This window comes from Achromobacter sp. ES-001 (genome assembly GCF_019448355.1).
GTDB classification, from domain to species: Bacteria; Pseudomonadota; Gammaproteobacteria; order Burkholderiales; family Burkholderiaceae_B; genus Achromobacter; species Achromobacter spanius_B.
This window is the reverse complement of record NZ_CP079940.1, coordinates 5,057,475-5,077,954: the sequence shown is the minus strand read 5'-3', so window position 1 is coordinate 5,077,954 and position 20,480 is coordinate 5,057,475. Positions and strand designations below refer to the sequence as shown.

Here is a 20,480-nt window from a genome sequence, read left to right as displayed (position 1 = left end):
GGCGGGCAGGGCTCGCGCATGGCCCATCAGGACAAGGGGCTGGTGCTGTTGAACGGTGAGCCCATGGTGGCGCATGTCGCGCGCCGGCTGGCGCCGCAAGTGGCGCGGCTGATCATCAGCGCCAACCGCCATGCCGACCGCTATGCGCGCTACGGCACGGTGGTGGCGGATAACGAACCGGGCTTGGAAAAATACCAGGGTCCGCTGCTGGGTATCGCGGCGGGGTTGGCCGCTGTGGCCGCAGTGGCGGATGTGGAGTGGGTGGTGGTGGCGCCGTGCGACACACCGTTTCTTCCCGCCGATCTGGCCGCGCGCCTGGTCGACGCCGCGCAATCCGCGCAGGCGCCCATGGCCTATGCAATGGCAGGCGAACAGCGCCATTCGGCCTGCATGGCGCTGCGCCCATCGCTACTGCCGGGCTTGCGCGCCTACCTGCACGCCGGCGATCGAAAAGTCGGTCTATGGCAGGCGCGCGTAGGCGCCGTGGCGGCGCGCTTTGACGACGCGCCGCATGCCTTCATGAACGTGAATACGCCCGAAGAATTGGCCGAGGCCCAGCGCTACGCCAGCCAGGGCCGCTGATCCGGCCAACGCCCGGCGCTACGCCAGCCAGTGCCGCAAGTCGTAATACGGCACGCGGTCGCCATCGTTGACCAGCACGTCGGCGGGCAGGCGCGCCAGGCCCGTGGCCCACGGCATCGAACTGATCACGCCCGAGCCTTGATGGCCGTAGGGCACCAATTCGGCGGTGCCTTCGGTGGCGACACGGCGCTGCACCCGCAGGAATTCCTCGCGTCCGTCCTTGCGCGGATTCTCGGTGCGCAGCGGCAGCAGGCTGACGGGCGGGAAGATCTCTTCGCGGCCTTGCATGCGGCGCACCAGCGGCGACACCAGCATGGCGAACACGGCGTAGGCCGACACGGGGTTGCCCGGCAGGCTGACGACGGGCTTGCCGTTGATCTGTGCCAAGGCCACCGGCTTGCCCGGTTTCATGCGCACTTTCCATAGCGACAACTCGCCGCCCAAGGTGGCCAGCGCGGGCTTGACCAGATCGCGCTCGCCCACCGACACGCCGCCCACGCTCAACACCAGATCGCAGTCGGCCAGCAGCGTCTTGAACGCGGCCAGCAGGTCTTCTTCGGTGTCGCGCGCGTGCAGCACGTCCACGGGCACGGCGCCCAGGCCGCGCGCCAACGCGGCCAGCATCGGGCCGTTGGAGTTGTAGATCTGTTCGGGGGCGCGGGGCGAGCCGGGCGGAACGAGTTCATCGCCCGTGGTCAGGATGCCCACGCGCAGCTGGCCGACCACCGGCACGGTGGCAAGCCCTTGCGAGGCCAGCAAGGCCACGTGCGCGGCTTGCAGCATGGCGCCGGCCGCAAGCAAGGGTGCGCCAGCCATCGTGTCTTCACCCCGGCGGCGGATGTGCTGGCCGGGCGCGGGCTCACGCGAGATTTCCACGTGGTTGTCGGCTTCCACCGTGTCTTCCTGCATGACGACGGTATCGGCGCCGTCGGGAATCAGGCTGCCGGTGAACAGGCGGATGGCGTGGCCGGGCTTGAGCGGTTCGGGCACATCGCCGGCATAGCAGCGTTGCTGGATCGGCAGGCGCGCGCCGGCTTGCCAATCGGCCACGCGCAAGGCGTAGCCGTCCATGGCGCTGTTGTCGGCGGGGGGGATGTCCACCGTGGCTTGCAGGTCGGTGGCCAGCACGCGGCCGGCGGCCTCGGTCAAGGCGATGTCTTCGCGGCGTTGCAGCGGCCCGGCCGCATTGGCCAGCAGGGTCTGGGCGTGATCAAAATCCAGCATGGGTCAGTGGTCTTCTTTCTGAGGCTTGAAGTGCGAGGCGAAATTGCACGGGCGGTGGGCGCTGTCGAACTGCTCACGCAATATCTGCGCCCAGGCCGTTTCGCAGGCGTTGTTTGAGCCGGGCAAGCAGAAGATCAGCGTCTGGTTGGCCGACCCCGCGAACGCGCGCGACTGGATCGTTGAACTGCCGATCTCGGTGTACGAGAGTTGCCGGAACAGTTCGCCAAAGCCGGGAATCTCGCGGTCCAGCAGCGGCAGGATGGCAGCCGGCGTGTGATCGCGATGCGAAAAGCCCGTGCCGCCGGAGGTCAGGATGACCTGCACTTCGGGGTCGGCAATCCAGTCGCTGATGACGCGGCGGATCTGGTAGATGTCGTCGCGCACGATGTCGCGGCGCACGCACTGGTGGCCCGCATGCGCCAGGTTGTGGGCAAGCAGATTGCCGGAGGTGTCGTCGCCCGCGCTGCGGGTGTCGCTGACCGTCAGCACGGCGCAGGCCAGCGAGACGGGAGTTTCTTCGCTCATTTGCTTTCCTTCGGTGGGGCGGTGTCTTCATCCCAGGCGTCGGTGCGGTCCTGGTCGGCCTGGCGTTGTTCTACCCAGAAGCTGTTGCCGCTGGCCAGCGTCTCGCGCTTCCAGAATGGCGCGCGCGTCTTGAGCGCGTCGATGATGTATTCGCAGCCGCGAAAGGCATCGCCCCGGTGGGCGCTGGCCGCCGCCACGAACACGATCTGCGCATTGCGCGACAGCGCGCCCACGCGGTGCACGATGACGGTGCCGTCCAGCTTCCAGCGCTGGCGCGCGGTGTCGGCAATGACTTCAAGCTCGCGCTCGCACATGCCGGGGTAGTGTTCCAGGTAGAGCGTGTCGGTGGGCGAGTCGGGCGCGTAGTCGCGCACATAGCCCACGAAGGTGACAATGCCGCCCACGCCGGACCCGGCGTTATCGCGTAGCGCCGCCGTCAGCGCGGCGGCGTCGAAATCGGCTTCCTGGACGCTGATCATGGCGTTCTCAGCCTCCGGTGACGGGTTCGAACACAGCCACTTCGTCGCCGGGCCGGATCGTTGCCGTGGGTTTGGAATGGGTTTGGTTGATGGCCAGTTTCAGGCGCGCAGCGGGCGCCAGCTGCGGGTAGCGTTCCCCCAGCGCGGCCAGCAATTGCGCGCCGGTGGACTCGCTGTCCAGCGGCCAGTCTTCACCGCGCTTGCCGACCAATTCCGCCACGCGGGCGAAGTACAGAAGATTAATCGTTGCGCCATTCACCGCTTTTTCCTCCGGCCTTGTACTTAAGGCGAACTTGTTCAACCACGATGCCCTTGTCGGCGGCCTTGCACATGTCGTAGATGGTCAGCGCGGCCACGCTGCACGCCATCATGGCTTCCATTTCCACGCCGGTCTTGTAGCTGGTGCGGCAGGTGGCCTGGATGTCGATGCGGTGCGCGGCGTCGTCCAGCGAGAAGTCCACGCCCACGAACGCCAGCGGCAGGCTGTGGCAAAGCGGGATCAGTTCCGCGCAGCGCTTGGCGGCCAGCACGGCGGCCACGCGGGCAGTGTTGAGCACTTCGCCCTTGCCCTTGCCCGGCTGCGTCAACAGGCCATAGGCCACGGCATTCATGCGCACGCTGGCCACGGCAATGGCCACGCGTTCGGTGTCTGTCTTGGCGATGACGTCGACCATGCGGACCTGGCCGGCTTCGTCCAGGTGGCTCAGGGTGGGGGTGGCAGATGACATTGGGAATCGGGATCGAGAATTGTTAATGTTTGAAAAGGGCGGTCCCGGCAGGCCGGACAGGCCGCTGTTCCGCCTATGATAGACGAGCCCTAATCGGGGCGCGATAATCGCCATCAACTCGTCTCAGGAGACTCGCGATGCCCTTGCGGCGCCCCAAGCTTCGGTTCACCCGGCGCGCCGGCAAAATCTTGTTGGGCATAGTGGCGGTTGTGCTGATCCTTTGCGCAATTGCCGCCTGGCAAGTCCCGAAGGTGCTGCACAACGTGCTGACGGACGACGTGGCCAAGATGATCGGGCGCGACGTTTCGGTCGGCAAGATCACCTTCAATCCGTTCACGTTGACCATCCGCGCACGCGACCTTGCCGTGGCGCAACCGGGTTCGCAGACGCCGCTTCTGGCGCTGGCTGAAATGGATGTCAGCGCCGCGTGGAGCTCCTTGTTCTGGTTCGCGCCCGTCGTGGATCGGCTGACGCTGCGCCAGCCTACCATCGCCATCGTGCGCGAAGACGTCACGCGATTCAATTTCTCTGACATACAGCAACGCGTCGCGCAATTAACCGCCGCCCAGCCCGAAGAACCGCCCAAGCCCGATACCGGCCTGCCCCGGTTTTCGCTGAACAACATGGTGATCGAGGGCGGCGCCATCACGCTGGACGACAAGGTCACCGGGCGCAAACAGGTGGTGGACGAACTGGGCCTGGGCGTGCCGTTCATTTCCACCTTCGGCTATGCCACGGATATCGACGTGCAGCCGCGCGTGCACCTGCGCATCAACGGCAGCCCGTTTGACCTTACGGGCGTGGCGCGGCCGTTCGACAAGGTGCCGTCGTCCACCTTGCGCGTTGCGTTCAATGGCCTGCAACTGGAAAAGTGGGCCGACGTGTGGCCCATGCCGCTGCCGTTCAAGCTGGACAGCGCGCTGCTGGATTCGAACCTGCAAGTGGTGTTTGAACAGCCCAAGGACGCGCCGCCCAAGATACGTGTGGTGGGCGATCTGGCGCTGCGCCGCTTCGATCTGCGCGATACCGACGGCGACACGCTGGCCGCCTGGAGCGCGTTGACCGTCACGCGTCTGGAACTGGAACCCATCGCGCGCCAGGTGTATGTAGGCGAAGTGGGCCTGTGGGCGCCGCAGGTGCATGTGCGGCGCTACGCCAATGAACACCTGAACTGGCAGGACGTGGTGGTCAAGCTGAAGGCGCTGGGCGGCGTGGCCGCGACCGACACCCCCGTGGCGGACAAGCTCAAGCGCGACCTGGGGCTGAAGGTCGCGCCGAAGGCGCAGGAGGGCGCCGCGCCCGGCGCCGGCACCGGTGCTGCGCCTGCCACTGGCACCGGCACGGCACCTGGGACCGACCCGGCACCGGCCACCGGCACCGCGCCCGCCACCGGCACGGCACCGGCCACCAGCACCGCGCCCGCCACCGGCACGGCACCGGCCACCAGCACCGCGCCCGCCACCGGCACCGCACCCACGACCGATCCCGCACCCGCCCCAACGGCTCCGCCCGCGACGCCGCCCGCCGCGCCCGCCCCGTCCGAATGGAAGGTGACGCTGGACGCCTTCAACCTGCATGAAGGCGAGCTCTACCTGACCGATGCGGTCAGCAAGCTGGATTACGTCATGACCGGGATCGGCGCCACCGTGGAAGGCGTGGTGGTGCCCGAGGTCAAGAACCAGCCCATCGACTTGTGGCTGACGGTGGACAACAGCACCGACGGCGGCTGGATACGCGCGAAAGGCCCGCTGGAGTTGTCGCCGCTGTCGCTGGAGCTGGGCGTGCGCTTGGGCAACATTGCCCTGGCTCCGTTGGCGCCGGCCGTGCGCAGCGTGGCCCCCATCCTGCTGCAAGACGGCCGGCTGGCCGCCAACGCGCAGATCCACGTGCGCGAAAAAGGCGGCGCCATCGACGCCTCGGCCACCGCTGTCCAGGCCGACCTGACCCAGTTCAAGGCACGCGACGAAGCGCAAAAACCTCCGCTGGACATTGCGCTGCAATCGCTGCACGTCACGGCCGACCGCCTTGCCATGGGCCCGGGCCAAAGCCGCTTCACGCTGGCGGCGGCGGGCATCCAGGGCAACGGCAAGCTGAACCTGGCGGGCACGTTCACGCCGCAGCCGCTGACCTTCGCGTCGTCCGTCGACCTGTCCGACCTGAACGTCGCGCCGTTCGCGGCCTACGCCGCCGGCAGCCTGAACGCCACCGTGCGCGCCATTACGCTGGGGGCCAAGGGCGACGTGGCCTATGCCGCCGCCGCCGACAACGCGCCCATGCGGGTCAACTGGAAAGGCGGCGTCGAGATCACCGGCGTCGACTTGCAAGACCGCGTCAACAACGACGACTTCCTGAACTGGAAGCGGCTGGCCTTTGCCGGCATGGACGTGTCCGTGGCGGGCGACAAGGTGGGCGCCAAGCTGGGCGACATCGCGCTGGAAGACTTCTACGGCCGCATTCTGTTGAATGCCCAGGGCCAGCTGAACGTGATGGACCTGGTGGCGGCGCCGGGCCAGGCGGGCGGCTCTATCACGCAGGACACGCAAACGCCGGGCCGCCAGTCGCCCGCCGCGCCGGCATCGTCGGCGGCATCCAAGGCGGCATCCCCGGCAGCCTCCAAAGGCGGCGACGGCGCGGCCATGCCTGACATCGCCGTCAACAGCGTCACGCTGTCGCGTGGCCGCATGACGTTTACCGACCGCTTCGTCAAACCCAACTATGTGGCCGAGCTGTCGGCCATCGAAGGCGCGATCTCGGCCGTGTCGTCCACCAACCCGCAGCCCGCCAAGGTCAAGGTCACGGGGCGCGTCTACACCACGGCGCCGCTGTCCATCAGCGGCATCGTGCAGCCTTTCGCCAAATACCTGACGCTGGACCTGAAGGCGTCGGCCAAGGGCGTGGACCTGCCGCGCTTCAACACCTATTCGGCCAAGTACGTGGGCTACCCGATCAAGCGCGGCAAGCTGTCGGTGGACCTGGAATACAAGATCAAGGACCGCGCATTGCAGGCGTCCAACCACGTCGTGCTGAACCAGCTGACCTTCGGCGACAAGACCAACAGCCCCGACGCCACCAAGCTGCCGGTGCTGCTGGCCGTGGCGCTGTTGAAGGATTCGCGCGGCAATATCGACATCAACCTGCCCGTGTCCGGCTCGCTGGATGACCCGGAATTTTCGGTGGGCGGCATCGTGGTGCGCGTGATGATGAACCTGGTCGTCAAGGCGGTGACGTCGCCGTTCAGCTTGCTGGCCTCGGCCTTCGGCGGCGGCGAAGAGTTGTCGTATGTGGAGTTCGCGCCGGGCAGCGCGGTGCTGACCGAAGACTCGGTGCAGCGCATCGACACGCTGATCAAGGCGTTGACGGACCGCCCCGCGCTGAAGATGGACATCAGCGGCCGCGCCGATCCCAAGACCGACCTGGACGGGCTGCGCCAAGCCTGGGTCGACGCCCAAATTCGCGCCGCCAAGGCCGCCGACACGACGCCGCGCGGCAAGAAGCCCGACCCGGCCGGCGTGAAGGTGTCGGCCGCCGAACGCCAGAAGTATCTGGAAGAGGTCTACGACGACGCCGACATCAAGGACAAGCCGCGCAATTTCATCGGCATGTCCAAGTCGGTGCCGGCCGCGCAAATGGAAGCCATGCTGCGCGGCGTGGCGAAGGTGGGCGACGAGCAGTTACGCCAATTGGCCGATGCCCGCGCCCAGGCGGTATATGAGAAGTTGCTAGCCCAGGAAGGACTCGCGGACCGTGTCTTCATCGTCGCGCCGCAGCTGGACGCGGACGGCATCAAGGACGAGGGGCAACCCTCGCGCGTGGACTTCTCCCTGAAGTGAACCCGGCTTGGCCCACGGTGCGCGCGGCGCCCCGGGGTCGGGCTTTTTTTGTCAGGAGATTCTCGATGAAAGATCAGGACGCGCACTTCGACAGCCTGCTGCCGCCCCTGCGGCTGGATCGGCGGGGCTTCATCGCCACGACCGTCGCGGCGGGCTTTTCCCTGGCTGCCGGGCAAGCCGTGGCGCAGACCGCCATCGCCACCGACGCCAAGGGGCTGACGGCGGGCAAGATCGATATTCCAACCGCCGACGGCAAGATGCCGGCCTACCGCGCGGCGCCCGAAGGCAAGAAGAACCTGCCCACCGTCATCGTCGTGTCCGAGATCTTCGGCGTGCACGAATATATCCAGGACGTGTGCCGACGCCTGGCGCACCTGGGCTATCTGGCGATCGCGCCGGAACTGTTCGCGCGCCAGGGCGACCCGTCCAAGTACACCGAAATCCCCAAGCTGCAAGCCGAGATCATCGGCAAGGTGCCTGACATCCAGGTGCAGGGCGATCTGGATGCCACCGCGAAGTGGGCGGCCGCCAACGGCGGCAACCCCGACCGGCTGGGCATCGTGGGCTTTTGCTGGGGTGGCCGCCAGGTGTGGCTCTACGCGGCCCACAACCCCAAGCTGCGCGCGGGCGCGGCGTTCTACGGGCAGTTGGCGGGCGAACCCAGCGAGCTCAAACCCAAATCGGTGCTGAGCCTGGTGAGCGAATTGAAAGCGCCCGTGCTGGGCGCTTACGGCGGCAAGGACGCCGGCATTCCGCTGACGGACGTGGACAAGATGCGCATCGAACTGGCCAAGGGCCCGGCCCCGGCAAAGGCGTCGCGCATCGACGTCTACCCGGAATCACCGCACGCGTTCCATGCGGACTACCGGCCGTCGTATCGCAAGCCGGAAGCCGAGCAGGCCTGGACGCGGATGCTGGATTGGTTCAAGCAGAACGGGCTGTAGCCCGTCGGCTAGCGCGGCGGTCTACTGGGCTTCTTCGCCCGGCAGGCCGTCGCTGACTTCGGCCAGCGCGCTTTTCATATCGTCGTAGCTGATCGCGCGTTCGTTCTGAAAACTGCCCAGCACGCCCCGGCAACCGTCCACGCCGGACCGCTTCATGTCGTCCATCATCGTCTTGCCTTCGGCCAGGCCCTTCTGGAACAACGCGTCGTAGGACGCGGCTGAAAATCCATATTCCTTGGCGTAGCGCGCCAGGTTCTTGTGGGCCGTTGCCTGATGCTGCGCCAGGTCGGGCTCCGAGGCGCCGCACGCGCGCGCCGCGCCGTTCGATGCGCCGGCGGCCACCACGAAGGAATCGTATTGCGCCTGCTCGCTGGCGTCCGGTGCCGCCCAGGCCGGGGCGGCGGCGGTGGCCAGGACCCAGGCCAGGGCTGTCAGAAACTTGTGCATCTGTGGATCTCCGCTGGATGCCCGGCGGGCGAAGGGCGATGTAGGCGCCGCGCGGGCGTGGGACACTCGCGCATTATGACAAGCAGCCGTATCCGCGCGATGAGGTCCCGGTGTGGAGTCGTTTCAGACTGTGCGTGTTCTTTTCGTGTCGGTCTGGCGCAGCGGGCAGGGCGCGCACGCACTATGATGGAGGGTGTGAGGCGATCCTGCCTCAATGCATTGCCCCACTTTCCCTGGAGATACCATGACGATCAAAGTCGGCGACCGCGTGCCGGAAGGCACCCTGACCGAATTCATCGAAACCGAAACCGCCGGCTGCTCGCTGGGCCCCAACGCGTTCCAGGTTTCCGACCTGACCCGCGGCAAGACCATCGCGCTGTTCGCCCTGCCGGGCGCGTTCACCCCCACCTGCTCGGCCAAGCACCTGCCTGGCTACGTGGAACAAGCCGACGCCCTCAAGGCCAAGGGCGTGGACGAAATCTGGTGCGTGGCCGTCAACGACGCGTTCGTCATGGGCGCCTGGGGCCGCGAACAAAAGACCGAAGGCCGTGTCCGCATGCTGGCCGATGGCTCGGCGCTGTGGACCAAGGAACTGGGTCTGGAACTGGACCTGATCGCGCGCGGCATGGGCGTGCGTTCGCAACGCTACTCGGCGCTGATCGTCGACGGCGTGGTCAAGCAGCTGAACGTGGAAGGTCCTGGCAAGTTCGAAGTCAGCGACGCCGCCACGCTGCTGTCGCAAATCTGACCTAACGTAGCTTCCAGTTTTACCGCTCAACGCGGCGGGTTGCCTTTGCAGCCCGCCGTGCTAATGCCAGCAGCGGTTGCCAACGCCATGCTCGCCACCCTCTCCTCATTCTCGTCCCTGTACTTCGCGACCTTGCTGATGCTGATCGGCACGGGTCTGTTCAACACCTACATGGGCCTTCGCCTGACCGCGCAGTCCGTCAGCGAAGTGTGGATCGGCGTCCTGATCGCCGGCTACTACCTGGGCCTGGTGTGCGGAGCCCGATTGGGGCACAAGCTCATCATTCGCGTGGGTCATATCCGCGCGTTCGTCGCGTGCGCGGCGATTGCCACCAGCATGATCCTGGCCCAGACGCTGGTTGATTCCATGCCGTTGTGGCTGGTCTTTCGCCTGATTTCCGGCGTGGTTATGGTGACCGAATTCATGGTCATCGAAAGCTGGCTGAACGAACAAACCGAAAACCACCAGCGCGGCCGGGTGTTCTCGGTCTACATGGTGGTGTCCGGGCTGGGCACCGTGCTGGGGCAGTTGGCGCTGACCGCCTACGCCACGCTGGACCTGCGGCCCCTGACGCTGGTGGCCATGTGCCTGGTGTTGTGCCTGGTGCCCATTGCCGTCACCGCGCGTTCCCACCCGCCCACGCCGCTGCCCGCGCCGCTGGACATCCGCTTCTTCATGCGGCGCGTGCCGTTGTCCATGACGGTGCTGTTCGTGGCGGGCAACCTGTCGGGCGCGTTCTACGGGCTGGCCGCCGTCTACGGCGCCAAGCACGGGCTGACGACGTCGCAGGCCGCCGTCTTTGTGGCCGCCGCCGTCACGGCGGGGCTGCTGTCGCAATGGCCGATGGGCTGGCTGTCCGACCGCATCAACCGCGCGGGCCTGATCCGTTTCAATGCCTTGCTGCTGGTGCTGCTGCCCACCGTGATGTGGGGCTGGCTGACCTTGCCGTATTGGGCGCTGGTGGCCTTGTCGTGCGTGTTCGGCATTTTGCAATTCACGCTGTACCCGCTGGGTGCGGCATTCGCCAACGACCACGTGGAGTCCGAACGCCGGGTCAGCCTGTCGGCCGTCTTGCTGATGACCTATGGCGTGGGCGCGTGTATCGGCCCGATGGTGGCGGGGCTGATGATGTCGCTGGGCGGGCCCAGCATGTACTACGTCTTCATCTCGGCTTGCGCCTTGATCCTGGTATGGCAGGTGCGCCCCACGCGCGTCACCGGCGCGCACCAGGTGGACGAAGCGCCGACGCACTTCGTGCCGATGCCCGACACGCTGCAAAGCTCGCCCGCGGCGGCAGTGCTGGACCCGCGCGTGGATCCGGAAAACGACATCGCGATGGAAATGGTGCAGCCGGACCCCGCCGCCGCGCCGGTCACCGCCACCGAGGACCCGGTCGTTGAAGAGCCGGCACTCAAGCAGGAATGGCCGGCGGACGCTGCGGCAGCCGATGCTGCGGCAGGCGATCCTGCGGCGGGCGATGTTGCGGCAGTTAACGATGCGGCAGGCGATCGTGCGGCGGGCGATGCTGGGGCAGTTGACGATGCGGCAGGCGATCGTGCGGCAGGCGATGTTGCGGCAGGCGATCCTGCGGCAGGCGATCCTGCGGCAGGCGATCCCGCGGCGGGCGATCCCGCGGCATCCGATGCCACGGCAGCCGGTACCGGCGCGCCAACTGGCGCCCGTGCTGCTGATGTTGAATCCGGGGCAGGCGAGAAGGATGTCTCGCCCTCGGAAACCGAATCCGACACCCAGCGCCGCCGCCGCACGGGCACCTGACGATCGCGCGGCGGGGATTACCAGGGCGCCATCACGACGATCGCGCCCAGCGCCAGCGCGATACCCAGCGCGTTGATCCGGGTCAGCGGCTCACGAAACACTAACGCGCCCACCAGCGTCCCCAGCGTGATCACGCCCATGTTCATCGACGCAAACACCAGCGCCGGATGTTCAGGCAAGGACTGGTGCGCGCGGATGTAGGTCAGGATGTTGCCAAAATTGGCCACGCCCAGCGCCGCGCCCGCCAGCAGATGGCGCGGCTGCCAACGCACCCGGCGCGCCAGCAGATACGCCAACATCAACACGCCCGCCAGCACGAAGGCCAACAGCAGCCCGCCGGCAAACGCGGTGCCGGCGCGCGCCACCTGCTTGAACAGGATATCGATCACCCCGTATCCCGCCCACACCGCCAGCGGCCACAGCCAGATGCCACGTTCAGAGGCGGCGGCGTTGGTGGCGTTGGTGGCGTTGGTGGCGGCGTTGGTGGGGGCGTTGGTTGTGGCGGCGGTCGTGGTGGCGGCGGCGGCGGCGGTTGTGGCGACGGTTGTGGTGGCGGTGGTGGCGGCGTTCGTGGCGGCAGTCGTGGCGGCAGTCGCGGCGGCAGTCGCGGCGGTCCCGGCGGTGCGCGCAGCACCGCCTGCCGACGCCCAGCGCGCCGGCCGCAGAAGCAAGCATGCCAGCGCGGCAAACGCCAGCAGGACCGCCGCCAGCTTGCGGCCATTGACGGGTTCGCCAAACAACAGGAACGCGGCCAGCAGCGGGATGAACAGCGACAGGCGCTGCGCCGCGTCGCTGCGCACGATGCCGGCGTGGCGCACCGCCTCCGCCATTGCCAGGAACACGCTGGGCAACAGCACCCCAAGCGCGGCCAGAACGGCCCACGGCGTGCTCGGCGTGAACAGCGCGGCAGGGTTCGGTTTCAGCACGGCCCAGCAAAGCAGGGCGGCCACGGCGTAGTTCATGGCAATCGCCTGCCGCACGTCCACGTCGTAGCGGCGCGCCAACTTGAGCAGCACGGCTACTGTGACGCTGCACGTCACGCTTGCCAACAGGTAAAGAACGCCAGGGGTCAACGGCATGTCGTGCCGCCTTCTGCGCAGGGTTGGTCAGAACTGGCTCGAGGGGGGGCGGAAAGCTCCGCGGCCGGCTCGGGGGAAGCGGAAAGTGCCGAGGCGGTGAGTGCGGCGGCGGCCTGTGCCGACGGGGCAAGTCCGGAGGCGGCATGTCCGTAGGAGGCATGTCCGTAGGAGGAATGCCCCGCGCCCGAGAACTCCGGCGCGGCATGGTGCGGCGCCGGCTCCACGTGCATGCCCAGCCGTTGCAGCAGGCGCTGGTCGGCCTGCATCTGCGGGTTGGCGGTGGTCAGCAGCGCGTCGCCATAGAACATCGAATTGGCGCCCGCCATGAAGCACAGCGCCTGCATGGCGTCGTCCATGGTTTCGCGTCCGGCCGACAAGCGTACGGCCGCGCGCGGCATCGTGATGCGCGCCACGGCGATCGTGCGCACGAACTCGAACGGGTCCAGCGGCTCGACCTTGGCCAGCGGCGTGCCTTCCACCTGGACCAGGTTGTTGATTGGCACCGACTCCGGATAGGGCTCCATGTTGGCCAGTTGCGCGATCAAACCGGCGCGTTCCCGCCGCGATTCCCCCATGCCCACAATGCCGCCGCAGCACACGCTGATGCCGGCCTCGCGCACGCGCGCCAGCGTATCCAGGCGGTCCTGGTAGGTACGGGTGGAAATGATCTTGCCGTAGAACTCCGGCGACGTGTCCAGATTGTGGTTGTAGTAGTCCAGACCGGCGTCCTTGAGCTGCTCGGCCTGGCCGTCGCGCAGCATGCCCAGCGTGACGCAGGTTTCCAGCCCCAAGGACTTCACCGCGCTGACCATCCGCGCCACGGCTTCCAGATGGTGCGGCTTCGGGCTGCGCCAGGCCGCGCCCATGCAAAAGCGTTGCGCCCCGCCTGCCTGCGCGGCCTTCGCGGCGGCCACCACTTCATCCAGCGGCATCAGCTTGTCGGCATCCAGCCCGGTGTCGTAGTGCGACGACTGCGGGCAGTACGCGCAATCCTCCGGGCAGCCACCGGTTTTGATCGACAGCAGGCTGGACAGCTGCACGGCATTCGGGTCGAAGTGCGCACGATGGACCTGCTGGGCGCGGTGCATCAAGTCGATGAACGGCATCGCGTACAGCGCCAGGATGCCGTCGGGGGTCCAGGCCGGGGCGGCTCGGTTGCGGGTCGTTTGCGGGACGGGGATGTAGGCGGTCTGCAAGGGCGGGCTCCAATCGATCTATCGAAAACCACGCCGCTTGCCTGGCGAGGCAAGGGCGGGATCGGCGGATCGTAAGAACCTGCGCAGGGTTTGCGCAATGCAGGCCCACTGCACGAAAATGCGGGCCACTTCGACGCATGTTCGCCGCGAATAGAAGATTTAACCGTGCGGCGCGGTCTAACGCGATGGCATCTTCGTCGACGCCGACCCCCTCAATATTTTGATTCTAATTGTAAATTCCGGGCGTAGCCGGCGGCGCCGGGACGGCACTATTGCGCGGCGGTCACTTTGCCGGATCACCCCGTTGCGACGATCCCGTTGCGACGACCCCGTTGCGATGACCCCGTTGCGATCACCCCGTCGCGATCACTCCTTAGCCGGCTTGTCACGCGCCCGCGCGGACTCGTGGCCCGTGATCCCTCGATCGCGCGCCCAGACAATCGCCGCGCTACGACGGTGCACGCCGATCTTGCTGTAGATCGTGGCCACATGATTGCGCACCGTATTGCGCGACAGCTTCAACGCCTTGGCGATGCCGTCGTCGTCGTGGCCCTGGCAGAGCAGGCCCAGCACTTCGCGTTCGCGCGTGGTCAGTTGCGCCAGTTCCGCCACATCGCGCGAGGCCGGCGCGGGCTGGCGCAACTGCGCCAGCTTTTCGATGATGCCCCGGCTGAACCACGACGTGTCCTGCATCACCGCTTCGATCGCGGCCAGCAGTTCGATCTCGGAGCGTTTGCGTTCGGTGATGTCCTGCATCACGATCAGCAGTCGGCGTTGCCCGCCGATCATCACGGGCTCGGCCGACACCAGGCAATCAAGCGCGCCGCCATCCTGTGTGGCCAGCGTGGCTTCGCGGTTGCGCGCGCTTTCGCCGCGCTTCAGGCTGGCGGCCATGCCTTCGTAGGGTTGCAGGCCTACGTCGGTCAAGGCCGCGCCCACGCTGTCTTCGGGCGATGCGCCGGTTACCGCTGCAAAGGCGTCGTTGATATCCAGCACGCGCAGCGTATCGCCTTCGCATACGGCCATCGGCACGGGCGCCAGCTTGAACGCCTTGGAAAAGCGCTCTTCGCTTTCGCGCAGCGCCATCTCGGTGCGTTTGCGCGCTTCCAGGTCGATGAAGGTGAACAGCATGCAGGGTTCGTCCTGCATGTCGATCGGTTGGCCGGCGACCATCACGAATTTGGCGCCGCCGTCCGCCAGCTTCACGACGCCTTCGCGCTGTGTAATGGTCTTGCCTTCGTTCAGATTGGCCACGGCCTGTTCTTTGTCGTCGCCGCCGTCCAGCACATCCAGCTCGTACGCGGACTTGCCCAGCACGGTCTCACGCGTGTAGCCCGTCATTTCCAGAAAGCCCTGGTTGACCTTGACGTAGCGCAGGTCGGAAAGCCGGCAAATGAGGGCGGGCGCCGGATTCGCGCCGAAGGTGCGTTCGAAGCGTTCTTCGGCGTTGATCTGCTCGGTCTGGTCGTGCAGGATCAGCACGCGATAGTCAGCGCCTTTGTCGCCTTCCAGGTTCAAGCCGCGTGCGCGCACGTTGCGCAGGAACTCTTCGTCATCCTTGCGGCTCAGGTCCAGCAGCAGATCGTCAAACGTTTCTTCAGCGGCCAGGCGGTCCAGCGGATATTGGCGCGCGGGTACGCGGTGATGGTTGCGGTAGGTCAGCGTGTAGCGCTTGCGGTAGCCGGCGGGCGTGCCGCCCAACGCTTCAAGATTGTCGACGCCGTGTAATTCAAGTGCGCTGTTATTGGCCCATGCAATTGAGCCGTCGGGTTCAAGCAGGATGATGCCTTCATTCAAACCCGCGATGATGGCTTGCAGGTGTTGGCGATGCGCGTGTGGCGCGGCGGCGTTTGCGGTCACGTAGGCCTCTTCGGTTCGCGTGGCGTGAGCCCACAGGATGCAGGGGCGCGGCAAAGCTGTCCAGACAGCAAAACGGACGAGTCTTAGCGGCGGGGTAAAAGGAGGGGAGAACGCACAAAATAACGCGCGGACAATGCGGGCGCTGAAATGCAAAAAGCCCCGGAATCCGGAGCTTCAATGTGTACTGCGACGATGCGTATTGCGATAGTGGGTATTGCGAGGATCGCTCGTGCGATCTTTCAAGCTGCATGCTGGCAAGCACCAAAGTGCTTGGCGGAGCGGACGGGGCTCGAACCCGCGACCCCCGGCGTGACAGGCCGGTATTCTAACCAACTGAACTACCGCTCCGCAGCGGCTTACTCAACAACATCAAACTTCATCACTACACTGCGGTGTCAAGGCAGCTTGTACTACGTGCCAGAAATCTGGCGTCCCCTAGGGGATTCGAACCCCTGTACTCACCGTGAAAGGGTGATGTCCTAGGCCTCTAGACGAAGGGGACCTGAACTAACAGAACTGCAAACAACTTTACTACGGTACTGCGGTACTGCGTGCTGGTGGAGGTAAGCGGGATCGAACCGCTGACCTCTTGCATGCCATGCAAGCGCTCTCCCAGCTGAGCTATACCCCCCAGGGCGCCCTGATGTTCCAAACTTCAAACAACAAGGTCTCACACTCTATAAAAGCAAAAAGCCCCGAAGACGGAGCTCTTGAAAGACTCAGAGCGAGAGCTTTTGGCGGAGCGGACGGGGCTCGAACCCGCGACCCCCGGCGTGACAGGCCGGTATTCTAACCAACTGAACTACCGCTCCGCAGCGGCTTACTCAACTACTTTGTCACTTCAACTGCACTTATCTACTTCTTTACTGCTGCCAGTGAACTGGCGTCCCCTAGGGGATTCGAACCCCTGTACTCACCGTGAAAGGGTGATGTCCTAGGCCTCTAGACGAAGGGGACTTGGACTTGCTGTACTGCATAACTGGTACTGCAACTACATTCTTCGCTGTTGACTGGTGGAGGTAAGCGGGATCGAACCGCTGACCTCTTGCATGCCATGCAAGCGCTCTCCCAGCTGAGCTATACCCCCGTTTCTCTAATCAATTCCTGCTACGTTTTACGGTAAAAACACACGTTTTATTGTGCGCTTTTTCGTAGTTCGTTGCCGGTTTTGTTTAGTGCCGTTGGCGAAGAAACGAGATTATGCACGAACAAAATCGGGTGTGCAAGTCGATCGCGGGCAAAAACCATAAAACGACAAAAAAAATAGGGGTGGGATGCCTTTTTCTGCTTATTTTGTGAGCGAAATCAGACCATCCAAGACCGGGTGCCAGCGCGTGGATTCCAGAAAAATCAAAGGCTTGTGCGGATGCTATCGTGGGCGATAAAAAATTTTCGACATCCTGTGGCTTGCGCGTAAAAAAAGCCGCGCGACAACCTGAGAATTCCGGCATGAGCACAAAGACTTCGTTTCCCACCCGGCCCCTGGGCCGCAGCGGCATGCACATCACGCGTATCGGATTGGGCGCCTGGGCTATCGGCGGCAACGGCTGGGCGGTGGGGTGGGGGCCGCAAGACGACGCCGATTCCATCGCCGCGATTCGCCTGGCCGTGGACCGGGGCATCAACTGGATCGATACGGCGGCGGTGTACGGTCTGGGTCACTCCGAGGACGTCGTGCGTCGCGCGCTGGCGCAGATGGCGCCCGGCGATCGGCCCTATGTGTTCACCAAATGCGGGCTGACCTGGTCCACCGATAATCCGCAAGCGATGCCGCGCCGTACCGGCGCACCGGCCAGCATTCGCCGCGAAATCGAAGGGTCGCTGCGCCGGCTTGGCGTCGAGCGCATCGACCTTTATCAAATGCACTGGCCGGCCGGCGACGGCACGCCGCTCGAAACCTATTGGCAGGAACTGCTGAACCTCAAGCAGGAAGGCAAGGTTGGCGCCATTGGCCTGTCGAACCACAATCTGGCGCAGTTGCAGGATGCCCAGGCGCTGGGCCATGTGGATTGCCTGCAACCGCCTTTTTCGGCGATCCAGCGTGGCGCGGCGGCCGACCTTATTCCCTGGTGCGCGCAGCATGACGTGGGCGTGATCGTCTACAGCCCCATGCAGTCCGGGCTGCTGACGGGCGCGTTTACCGCCGAACGTGCCCGGGCGTTGCCGCCGGACGATTGGCGCGCGCGCAATGCCGAATTCGCGCCGCCGAACCTTGCCCGCAACCTGGCGCTGGCGGATGCGATGAAACCCATCGCGGAACACCACGGCACGACGGTGGCCGCGGTCGCCGCGGCGTGGACGTTGGCATGGCCGGGCGTTACCGGCGCCATCGTCGGCGCGCGCAGTGCCGCGCAGGTCAATGGTCTGCTGGGCGCGGCCGCACTGGAATTGGATAGCGACGACTTGGACGCCATCGCCGAGGCCATTGAGCTGACGGGGGCGGGCGAGGGGCCCGTGCGCCCGCCGCAAGACAGCGGCAGGTTGCCTGAAAACCTGTTCACCTAGGAAAACCAGCGATCAGTTGGCGGGCCGGGCCTTGCGGTGGCCGCCGATGGCCGCGATAAGAATCAGGCCCATCAAGGCCAAAGCCAGTTTGTCGCCAAAGCGCGCATACGGGGTCAGCCCTGTCATGCCTTGCACCGATACCGGCAGCACGCCGGGCTGCAACGGCGCAAGCTGCGCCGCCACGTGGCCCTTGGCGTCGATCGCGGCGGTAATGCCGGTATTGGTGGCCGTCAGCATGGGCCGAGCGGTTTCCATCGTGCGCAGGCGGCCGATCTGCAAGTGCTGGCGCAACGCCCACGAATTGCCGAACCAGCCCAGGTTGCTGACGTTGACCAGGATGGTTGCGCCCGGCTCGCCATTGGCGCCCGGCTGTAGCGCGGGCAAGAGGTCGGGGCCGAACAGGTCTTCGTAGCAGATGTTGAACGCGATGTGCTGGCCGCCCACCGCGAACGGCGTCTGACGCGGCGCGCCGCGATCGAAATCGCCCAGCGGGATGTTCAGCATGTCGACAAACCAGTGAAAGCCGGGCGGCACGTATTCGCCCCATGGCACCAGATGGCGCTTGTCGTAACGCATGGCCGTGCTGCCGGTCAGCAGTTGCTGGACCGGCGTGTTGCCGTCGAATCCCACCACGCTGTTGGTGTAGCGGTCGCGACCATTGACGCGATCATGCAGCGGCACGCCCATCGCAATCGTCATGTTGCCGCGCGCGGCCACGCCACGCCAGGCGTCCCAAATGCGCGGATCCAGCTGGTCCTGGAAAACCGGCATCACGGTTTCGGGAAGAATCACAAGCTGCGGCGCCGGCACGCCGGGCGCGGGCGGCAACGCGGTCATTTCCAGATGGCGCACCAGGCTTTGTTCCAGCAGCGCGGGGTCGAACTTTTGCGATTGCTCGATGTTGCCCTGGATCAGCCTGACGTTAAGCGGGTCACCCGTGGGCGAAGACCAATCGATGCGCGACAGCGGCCAACCCACGGCGGCCAGCGCCACCGCGACGCCCGCCGCCAGGGCCTGGCGCGAGTCCATGGCCTTTTTGCGGGACGGCTGCCACAGGCTGGCGATGGCGGCGGCCGCGAACGCAGCCACGAAAGCCATACCGTGCACGCCTAGAATGGGCGCCCATCCCGCAATCGGGCTGTCCACCTGCGCGTAGCCGATGTTCAGCCACGGGAAGCCGGTCAGCAAAACCGCGCGCAGCCATTCGAAGGCGGCCCACAGGGCGGCCCAGGCCAGCGTGGATGACAGCCTGCCCAGCGGCGTGGCGCCCGCCGTCAGCGGAACGTAGCGGCGCGTCAGCGCACTGGCGGTGGCGGGGAACAGCGCCAGGAAGGCGGACAGGGCCAACACGCCGGCCACGGCCAGCGGCGCGGCCAGATCGCCGTAGCGATGCATGCTGATGAACAGCCAATACAGGCCCACCGCGTAGGTGGCAAAGCCGAATAGCCAAGCGCGCAGCCAGGCTTGCGTGGCCGACGGCGCGGTCAACGTGACGCGCGCCGCGATGGCCAGCATCAGTATCTGCGTGATGGCCAGCGCCCAATCCGGCAGCGGGCCGGGAGCGAAGGTCAGGGCGTGCACGGCGCCCGCCAGCGTCAAGCCGGCGGCGCCGCGCAGGAGGATGCTGCGCGGGGTACGGCTCATGCGTCGTCGTTGGGGCGGGAGGATTGAGCAGGCACGTTGCGCTTGACGCGCAACCAGATGGCGCGGCGGGCGTCACCGCGAGCCACTTCCAGGCGCAGGCCGTCGAATTCGGCTACGTCGCCACGGCGCGGAATGCGGCCCAGCTGGCCCCCCATCCAGCCGCCCACGCTGTCGTATTCGTCGTCAGGCAACTGGCAGCCGAAGACCTCGTTGAAGTGCGAGATGTCGGTGGCCGCCATGACGCGCCACTGGTTTTCGCCTTCGGGGAAGATCTCGTCTTCTTCGGTTTCGTCGAATTCGTCTTCGATGTCGCCGACGATCTGTTCCAGCACGTCTTCCATCGTGACCAGCCCGGAAATGCCGCCATGCTCGTCAATGACGATGGCCTGGTGGTTCCGGCTGGCGCGAAATTCGTGCAGCAGCACATTCAAGCGCTTGGACTCGGGGATGAACACGGCGGGGCGGACCAGGGTGCGCAGTTCGATGCCGGGTTCCAGCATGCAGCGCAGCAAGTCCTTGGCCAGCAGGATGCCGATGATGTTGTCGCGATCACCCTCGTACACCGGGAACCGCGAGTGCGCGGTTTCAATGACGGAGGCCACCAGGTACGGGATGGGCTGCGTGACGTCCAGCAGGTCCATGCGCGAGCGTGGAACCATGATGTCGCCGACGGTGCCTTCGGACACGGCCAGCGCGCCCTTGATCATCTTGTAGGACTCCGCATCCAGCAGGTTGCGGTCGTGGGCAGCTTCCAGAATGGCCTTGATGCCTTCGCGGTCCTCGGGCTCTCGGCGCACAAGGGAAAGCAGGCGGTCTAGAAGGGATTTGGTGGCGGGTTTGGATGAGCGAGCAGAGGTCGCTTCAGGAGCAGGGTAAGGGTCAGACATCGTCCGGGAGGACAAGTTATGGAGGG

16 protein-coding genes, 6 tRNA genes and 1 pseudogene are annotated in these 20,480 nt (G+C 65.9%); 6 read left to right on the top strand and 17 right to left on the bottom strand.

Annotated features, from left to right (window positions below; all coding sequences use genetic code 11):
* Positions 1-18: 18 nt before the first annotated feature.
* A complete protein-coding gene (gene mobA / locus KYT87_RS23125) occupies positions 19-582 on the top strand; it encodes a molybdenum cofactor guanylyltransferase MobA (protein ID WP_255594199.1) in 564 nt (187 codons plus the stop codon).
* Positions 583-600: 18 nt separating this feature from the next.
* On the opposite strand, the gene glp is transcribed toward mobA, so the two are convergent.
* Genes glp through moaC form a run of 5 tightly spaced genes read right to left on the bottom strand, consistent with a single transcriptional unit; the run spans position 601 to position 3,538 of the window.
* A complete protein-coding gene (gene glp / locus KYT87_RS23120) occupies positions 601-1,806 on the bottom strand; it encodes a gephyrin-like molybdotransferase Glp (protein WP_219990927.1) in 1,206 nt (401 codons plus the stop codon).
* A gap of 3 nt (positions 1,807-1,809) precedes the next feature.
* A complete protein-coding gene (moaB, locus tag KYT87_RS23115) occupies positions 1,810-2,331 on the bottom strand; it encodes a molybdenum cofactor biosynthesis protein B (RefSeq protein WP_219990926.1) in 522 nt (173 codons plus the stop codon).
* A complete protein-coding gene (locus KYT87_RS23110; RefSeq protein ID WP_219990925.1) occupies positions 2,328-2,810 on the bottom strand; it encodes a molybdenum cofactor biosynthesis protein MoaE in 483 nt (160 codons plus the stop codon). Before KYT87_RS23110 ends, moaB begins: the two co-directional genes overlap by 4 nt.
* A gap of 7 nt (positions 2,811-2,817) precedes the next feature.
* On the bottom strand, positions 2,818-3,069 hold the full coding sequence (locus tag KYT87_RS23105; protein WP_104145566.1) for a MoaD/ThiS family protein: 252 nt from the start codon (positions 3,067-3,069) through the stop codon (positions 2,818-2,820).
* Entirely contained in the window at positions 3,050-3,538 is a 489-nt protein-coding gene (gene moaC, locus KYT87_RS23100; RefSeq protein ID WP_046805227.1) for a cyclic pyranopterin monophosphate synthase MoaC, read from the bottom strand. The genes KYT87_RS23105 and moaC overlap by 20 nt, the downstream gene beginning before the upstream one ends.
* A 137-nt stretch (positions 3,539-3,675) precedes the next feature.
* Between moaC and KYT87_RS23095 the strand changes: the two genes are divergently transcribed.
* On the top strand, positions 3,676-7,368 hold the full coding sequence (locus KYT87_RS23095) for a DUF748 domain-containing protein (protein WP_219990924.1): 3,693 nt from the start codon (positions 3,676-3,678) through the stop codon (positions 7,366-7,368).
* A 65-nt stretch (positions 7,369-7,433) separates the two neighbouring features.
* Complete coding sequence (locus tag KYT87_RS23090; protein ID WP_219990923.1) at positions 7,434-8,312, top strand: dienelactone hydrolase family protein; 879 nt, start codon at positions 7,434-7,436, stop codon at positions 8,310-8,312.
* 21 nt (positions 8,313-8,333) lie between these two features.
* Here the strand turns inward: KYT87_RS23090 and KYT87_RS23085 are convergent, their stop codons facing one another.
* The gene (locus KYT87_RS23085) at positions 8,334-8,759 is read right to left on the bottom strand and encodes a hypothetical protein (RefSeq protein WP_104145563.1); all 426 of its coding nucleotides are present in this window, start codon (positions 8,757-8,759) and stop codon (positions 8,334-8,336) included.
* Positions 8,760-9,003: 244 nt separating this feature from the next.
* Between KYT87_RS23085 and KYT87_RS23080 the strand changes: the two genes are divergently transcribed.
* Positions 9,004-9,507, top strand: coding sequence for a peroxiredoxin (locus KYT87_RS23080; protein ID WP_046805231.1), 504 nt, complete (start codon positions 9,004-9,006; stop codon positions 9,505-9,507).
* Between the two features lie 87 nt (positions 9,508-9,594).
* Complete coding sequence (locus KYT87_RS23075; protein WP_219990921.1) at positions 9,595-11,283, top strand: MFS transporter; 1,689 nt, start codon at positions 9,595-9,597, stop codon at positions 11,281-11,283.
* Between the two features lie 17 nt (positions 11,284-11,300).
* Here KYT87_RS23075 and KYT87_RS23070 read toward each other — a convergent pair whose 3' ends face one another.
* The 9 genes and pseudogenes from KYT87_RS23070 to KYT87_RS23030 form a co-directional block, all read right to left on the bottom strand.
* Positions 11,301-12,356 (bottom strand): EamA family transporter, encoded by a 1,056-nt coding sequence (locus KYT87_RS23070; RefSeq protein ID WP_370638786.1) that lies wholly within the window; start codon positions 12,354-12,356, stop codon positions 11,301-11,303.
* Positions 12,357-12,571: 215 nt separating this feature from the next.
* Positions 12,572-13,558, bottom strand: a pseudogene (gene bioB / locus KYT87_RS23065) (biotin synthase BioB); the annotation flags it as partial.
* A gap of 366 nt (positions 13,559-13,924) precedes the next feature.
* On the bottom strand, positions 13,925-15,418 hold the full coding sequence (locus KYT87_RS23060; RefSeq protein ID WP_219990919.1) for a helix-turn-helix transcriptional regulator: 1,494 nt from the start codon (positions 15,416-15,418) through the stop codon (positions 13,925-13,927).
* A gap of 271 nt (positions 15,419-15,689) precedes the next feature.
* A tRNA-Asp gene (locus KYT87_RS23055) sits at positions 15,690-15,766 on the bottom strand.
* A 78-nt stretch (positions 15,767-15,844) separates the two neighbouring features.
* Positions 15,845-15,920, bottom strand: a tRNA-Glu gene (locus KYT87_RS23050).
* 53 nt (positions 15,921-15,973) lie between these two features.
* A tRNA-Ala gene (locus KYT87_RS23045) sits at positions 15,974-16,049 on the bottom strand.
* Between the two features lie 104 nt (positions 16,050-16,153).
* Positions 16,154-16,230: transfer RNA gene (locus KYT87_RS23040), tRNA-Asp, on the bottom strand.
* A gap of 69 nt (positions 16,231-16,299) precedes the next feature.
* A tRNA-Glu gene (locus tag KYT87_RS23035) sits at positions 16,300-16,375 on the bottom strand.
* A gap of 54 nt (positions 16,376-16,429) precedes the next feature.
* Positions 16,430-16,505 (bottom strand) — tRNA-Ala (locus KYT87_RS23030).
* A gap of 362 nt (positions 16,506-16,867) precedes the next feature.
* Here KYT87_RS23030 and KYT87_RS23025 point away from each other — a divergent pair.
* A complete protein-coding gene (locus KYT87_RS23025; protein ID WP_219990918.1) occupies positions 16,868-17,923 on the top strand; it encodes an aldo/keto reductase in 1,056 nt (351 codons plus the stop codon).
* Between the two features lie 12 nt (positions 17,924-17,935).
* On the opposite strand, the gene lnt is transcribed toward KYT87_RS23025, so the two are convergent.
* Both lnt and KYT87_RS23015 read right to left on the bottom strand, forming a co-directional pair.
* On the bottom strand, positions 17,936-19,567 hold the full coding sequence (lnt, locus tag KYT87_RS23020; protein ID WP_219990917.1) for an apolipoprotein N-acyltransferase: 1,632 nt from the start codon (positions 19,565-19,567) through the stop codon (positions 17,936-17,938).
* Positions 19,564-20,454 carry an HlyC/CorC family transporter gene (locus tag KYT87_RS23015; RefSeq protein ID WP_046805235.1) on the bottom strand — a complete coding sequence of 297 codons (891 nt, stop codon included), beginning with the start codon at positions 20,452-20,454 and terminating at the stop codon, positions 19,564-19,566. The genes lnt and KYT87_RS23015 overlap by 4 nt, the downstream gene beginning before the upstream one ends.
* Positions 20,455-20,480: the final 26 nt, after the last annotated feature.